The 4,946-nt window shown below is 56.6% G+C and carries 5 protein-coding genes; 4 read left to right on the top strand and 1 reads right to left on the bottom strand.

What is annotated here, in order from left to right:
• Both IBX51_RS14295 and IBX51_RS14290 read left to right on the top strand, forming a co-directional pair.
• Nucleotides 1-368: hypothetical protein (locus IBX51_RS14295; RefSeq protein WP_291831973.1), on the top strand; the 368-nt coding region annotated here is incomplete at its 5' end.
• The gene (locus tag IBX51_RS14290; RefSeq protein WP_291831972.1) at nucleotides 346-810 is read left to right on the top strand and encodes an AAA family ATPase; all 465 of its coding nucleotides are present in this window, start codon (nucleotides 346-348) and stop codon (nucleotides 808-810) included. The genes IBX51_RS14295 and IBX51_RS14290, both read left to right, overlap by 23 nt.
• Here IBX51_RS14290 and IBX51_RS14285 read toward each other — a convergent pair.
• Entirely contained in the window at nucleotides 766-1,704 is a 939-nt protein-coding gene (locus tag IBX51_RS14285; protein ID WP_291831971.1) for a DUF1853 family protein, read from the bottom strand. The genes IBX51_RS14290 and IBX51_RS14285 overlap by 45 nt on opposite strands.
• Nucleotides 1,705-1,763: 59 nt before the next feature.
• Between IBX51_RS14285 and IBX51_RS14280 the strand changes: the two genes are divergently transcribed.
• Together IBX51_RS14280 and IBX51_RS14275 are read left to right on the top strand one after the other, a co-directional pair.
• On the top strand, nucleotides 1,764-2,204 hold the full coding sequence (locus IBX51_RS14280) for a VOC family protein (RefSeq protein ID WP_291831970.1): 441 nt from the start codon (nucleotides 1,764-1,766) through the stop codon (nucleotides 2,202-2,204).
• A 161-nt stretch (nucleotides 2,205-2,365) separates the two neighbouring features.
• Nucleotides 2,366-4,946 (top strand): DUF6351 family protein (locus IBX51_RS14275; protein ID WP_291831969.1); only part of this gene is annotated, 2,581 nt, incomplete at its 3' end.

Here is a 4,946-nt window from a genome sequence, read left to right as displayed (position 1 = left end):
CTGCAGAGGCTCAGGTTCAGCGTCGTTCTACGCCCAAACAGATCGAATACTGGGCGGAGATTGGCAGGATTGTGGCTGGGGAGGTGTCGGCAGAGGACTTGATCTCTATCGCTCAGGGCAATCGTCGGGTAAAGGTGGAGCCGTTAGTTCCGGAGCCGGTATCCAGCGATGACTTATGGGCCGAGGTAGATGCAGCCCGGGAATCGGGTGAGCTGGCAAAAGCGATCGCTCACAATCGCACCGTGTATCAGTGTTCGCCTGATAAACCAGGCTATTTACAAGCGATCTATCCCGATGGCAGCCGGCAAACCGGTGTTTTCAAAAATGGCGCTTTTGTGGCACTGAATGATCGAGATGACGCAGCCTGAACTATGGTTACTGGTCGGTGGCAATGGTTCCGGCAAGTCGACCTTTTATGAGAGGTTCCTTGCACGCCGGAATTTGCCGTTTATCAACGCAGATAACATTGCCAAAAGCCTATGGCCCGAAGAGCCAGAGAAGCATAGCTATGCGGCAGCCTTGATCGCAGAAAAAGAGCGATTTCGTTTTTTGGAGGAAGGCGCCAGCTTTTGCTTTGAAACGGTGTTCTCCCACCCATCAAAGTTGGACTTCCTGGGCGCTGCGAAAGCCGCGGGTTTTCGAATTCGAATGGTCTATTTTCACCTGGAGCTGGTGGCGTTGAATAAGGCGCGAGTCTCTTCTCGGGTGAAGTCGGGAGGCCATGGTGTTCCCGAGAACAAAATTGAAACGCGCATCCCTCGCGCGCTACAGAACGTGAAGGCAAGCATTGGCCTGGTGGACGAACTCTAAAGCAGGCCACTCCCCCGGCACCACAAACCACCGCTCACTCTCAACCCAACACCCAAGCCCAGGCTGCCACTCCACCCGCGCAAACAACACCGGCACGCCTTTCTCCTCCACAAACGCCACTGCCTCCCGCGCCGCTTCAAAATCAGGCTGCTCATCCTGTCTCCAAGGCCCAATCCAATGCGGCTTTTTCAACGCAACCCAACCCGTCAGATCGGCGCTCTCCAAATTACGGGCATAGCACCATCGCCCCTTCCCATGGCCTGCCGGCACATAGTCCGGAAGTGCCACTCCGTCATCCAGATAGAACAGATAACCCGGCAGAAACACTCTCGGAATAATCGGTTCTGAAATCCCCAGCTCTGCTAACAGCGCCTGCGCTTCCTCCCGCTGTGCCATGGGGCTTTGATGGCTGAGCATTCGGTCTACTTTCAGGTCCAGGCGGTCCCTGGCGTTTGGCCCGTACCATTTGGTAATGTCGGGGCCTTCGTTGACGCCCAGGTAGTATTTGATGGCAATTTCATGGTGTTCCAGGCACCGGGTGTGTGGGTTACGTACCAGAAAATCCAATTCGCCGATGGTTCGGTTGCCAGCTTTAATCTGCTGGTTTTTCAGCAGCAGCTCCCAGCCCAGCAAGTCCACCAGAAGCACTTCATATAAACGCTCAAAGTAATGGCCTAACCGGGATTCGGTGGGTTCCACCAATCTTGCGGGCATGGTTTCCGGGTGTTGGTCCCATTGCTGCAGCAGGCGTAGATAGTTGGGCGGCAACCACTGTGCGGGATAAAAAGACTCAGGTGCATCGAGCAACTGCGGTGCTGTGCACAGCCATGCAAGGTGGCGCACAACGGGTGTTTGAAAGTTGAGCAGGGTTTCGGTATCAGCGTTTGTCGTCATGTCATCAGAATAACGTAAACTGTCGAGGTTTAAGAGCCACGGAACCACAGGAGCCCTATATGCAATACCTGCACACGATGATTCGGGTCAGCAATCTGGACGCCACACTCCATTTCTTCTGCGACCTGCTGGGTATGGTGGAGATTTCTCGTAAAGACAGTGAAAAAGGCCGGTTCACCCTGGTGTTCCTGGCTGCCCCGGAAGACGAAGCCCACGCCCGGGAAGACAAGGCGCCGATGATTGAGCTCACCTATAACTGGGAACCTGAGGACTACACCGGCGGCCGGAATTTCGGGCACCTGGCGTTCCGGGTGGATAACATCTACGCGCTGTGCGAAAAGCTTCAGGCCAATGGCGTCACCATCAATCGCCCGCCTCGGGATGGCCATATGGCCTTCATACGCACGCCGGATAATATCTCGATTGAACTGCTGCAGAAGGGCGATGCGCTGCCGGTTCAGGAGCCTTGGGCCAGCATGGAAAACACGGGCACCTGGTGAGGTCACAGAGATTAGGGGTCGGGTTAAAGTGAGACTTGATTCACATTTTTGACGCACGCGCCGGTCGATATGACCAAGGCCTCGAAACATAACCATCGCTTATCATTTGTTGCGCTATGTAACGCTCTGTTACGAAAAAAACAACAAATGAGGTGGTCGTTATGTTCTCCAGAAACGCTCTGGTTGCAGCCGTTATGCTGGGTTTGGTGGGGTGCGGAGGGTCCGGTTCAGAGAGCGCTTCCGAGAATATCAATGCTCAGAGCCCGGGCTCGACGGCTCCGGGTGCTTCGCTTCCTGGTCAGTCCGATGGTAACAGAGGCTTGCCGATGGGAGACGGCGAGGTGCGGGTTCTGTCCAATCGCGCCGATCTGATCAGCGGTGGTGATGCTCTGATTGACATCGATGCTGCCAACCCTGACGCTGCCCGTGTTTTGCTGAATGGCCAGGATATTACCGGACAGTTTACCTTGATGGCGCAGGGCCAGCTGCGAGGCCTTGTTGCCGGCCTGGAACTGGGTGAGAACACGCTGGAAGTGTTGCTGGATAATCGCAGTAGCCGGCTGGTGAAAACCATCACAAACCACCCGAAAGGTGGTCCGGTGTTCTCTGGCCCCCAGGTTCAGCCCTGGACCTGCACCAATGCTGCCGCGATGGACGAGCAATGCAACCAGCCAGCGGAATACCGCTTCAAGTACGTTCCTGCGGAGCGCTTCGCCCGATTGTTCACCGAGTTTGATCCGCAAGACCCTGGCCTGCCAGACGCCTTTGTACCTTACGACCCCGAAAACCCGCCCGCCGATGACGACATCGCCACCGTAACCACCGATGACGGTATCGAAATGCCGTTTATCGTGCGGGTTGAAACCGGTGTGCTGAACCGGGACCGTTATCAGGTAATGTCGTTGTTCCAGCCCGGAAACGACTGGACCGCTATCAATCCCCAGGAGCAGTGGAACGGGAAAGTGCTGGTTCATCACGGCGGTAACGTGGGGGTGAGTTACGGTATGGGCAGTCCACCTAATGGCGACATCTCCGGCCTGACCAGCGGCAACGAGCTGTTGCTGGGTGACAGTATCTCCGTGGCACTGGCCCGGGGTTTCGTGACCCTGTCTACTGCCCAGGCCAACCTTGGCCACAACGTGAACCTGGTGACCGCTGCTGAGTCTTTGATGATTGCCAAGGAACACATCATCGAGAACTACGGCCCTGTTCGTTACACCATCGGCACCGGCTGTTCTGGTGGGGCGATTGCCCAGCAACACATTGCCAATGCTTACCCTGGTATTTATCAGGGTCTGATCGTTCAGTGTTCGTATCCTGACGTCTGGACTACGGCTACCCAATTTGCCGACTACAATCTGATCAGCAACTACCTTGGGCTGCAGATGCCGGAGGGTCCGGAGGGGTTCTTCTCCTTCATAACGGATCTGCTAACGAACGGTCTGCTGCCAACCCAGTGGCCCTTTATCTACGGGCACCTGCCCGTCAATCCAGTGGTTTCAGATCTGGCCTTCTTCCCGGCGGCTTACCCGGATCAGGAGGATTGCCGGCGCCTGAAAGACGGCGTTGAGGTTTATCATCCGGAAGAACGACCGGGCGGCCTGCGCTGCGGGTTGATCGATTACATGGTCAACCAGTTTGGCGAGCGACCGCCGGAAGTCTGGTCTGAGAACGAACAGCTGCTGGGGCGGGGTTTTGCCGGCATTCCGCTGGACAACGAAGGGGTTCAGTATGGCCTCAGAGCATTGCAGAAGGGTTTGATTACCGGTTCCCAGTTCCTGAATCTGAATCGGGACATCGGTGGCTTTAATGTGGATATCAAATATCAGCCAGAGCGCACCCGGGGAGACATCCAGGCGATCAACAATGCGTATCGCACCGGCGCCATCAACACCGCCGAGAATCTTGCCGGTATACCGATGATTGATCTGCGAGGCCCAGACCCCGGCTTTGCCCACGATGCCTTCCATTCCTGGCAAACCCGTGCCCGTATTGAAGAGGTTCAGGGGCATTCGCTGAACCACGTCATCTGGTATGGCGCTTTCCCGATCGCAGGCGACACGGTGTTTACCACCGAGGCACTGCTGACCATGGACCAGTGGCTGGCTGGGATTGAGGCGGATGCGCGGCAAGATAGCCTGCCGGAGAAAGTCATTCGCAACCGGCCCGGCTTCGCTCGTGATCGCTGCCTGTCGTTATCTGGCGCTACCGCCGACTGGGGTGTGATTTTGCCGCTCACCGGGGGCCTGTTGTACCCGGACCCGGTTTTGCCTGGCCTGGAAGGCTTGCCAACCAATCGATTACCGGCAGAGATAGGTGAGATCCTCGATGTGGCCACCGGGCAGGTGTGCGGCCTGGATCTTGGCGCCCTTGGCTTGCCAGCGCTGGTGACAGACCTGTTGGCACCGATCACAGATCCGATTGTTGAAACCCAGGCGCTGCTGGTGCAAACCCGGTTCGGCACTCCCAGAACCGTGGCAGGAGACGATATTCGTACGCTGAACAACAAGTGTCAGCTCAAGCCAGTGGATCCGCAGGACTATCCGGCCAATCTGCTGCTGGGCATTTATACACCGGAGAACTTTGCTCAGGAAGTGGCTAACATCTTCCCGGATGGAGTGTGCGACTACAGTAAACCGCCGGTAGGCCAGTCACCGACGGTTACCTGGATGCACTACGGGAGTGACCAGAATGTGGTTTATGGCGGAGCGCCAATAGCGGAGAGTGACGTACCCGTCGCAG

Origin of the sequence: Marinobacter sp., from assembly GCF_014859525.1 — a bacterium.
GTDB lineage: Bacteria > Pseudomonadota > Gammaproteobacteria > Pseudomonadales > Oleiphilaceae > Marinobacter.
The sequence above is the reverse complement of the archived record's forward strand: the minus strand, read 5'-3'. Positions and strand labels throughout refer to the sequence as shown.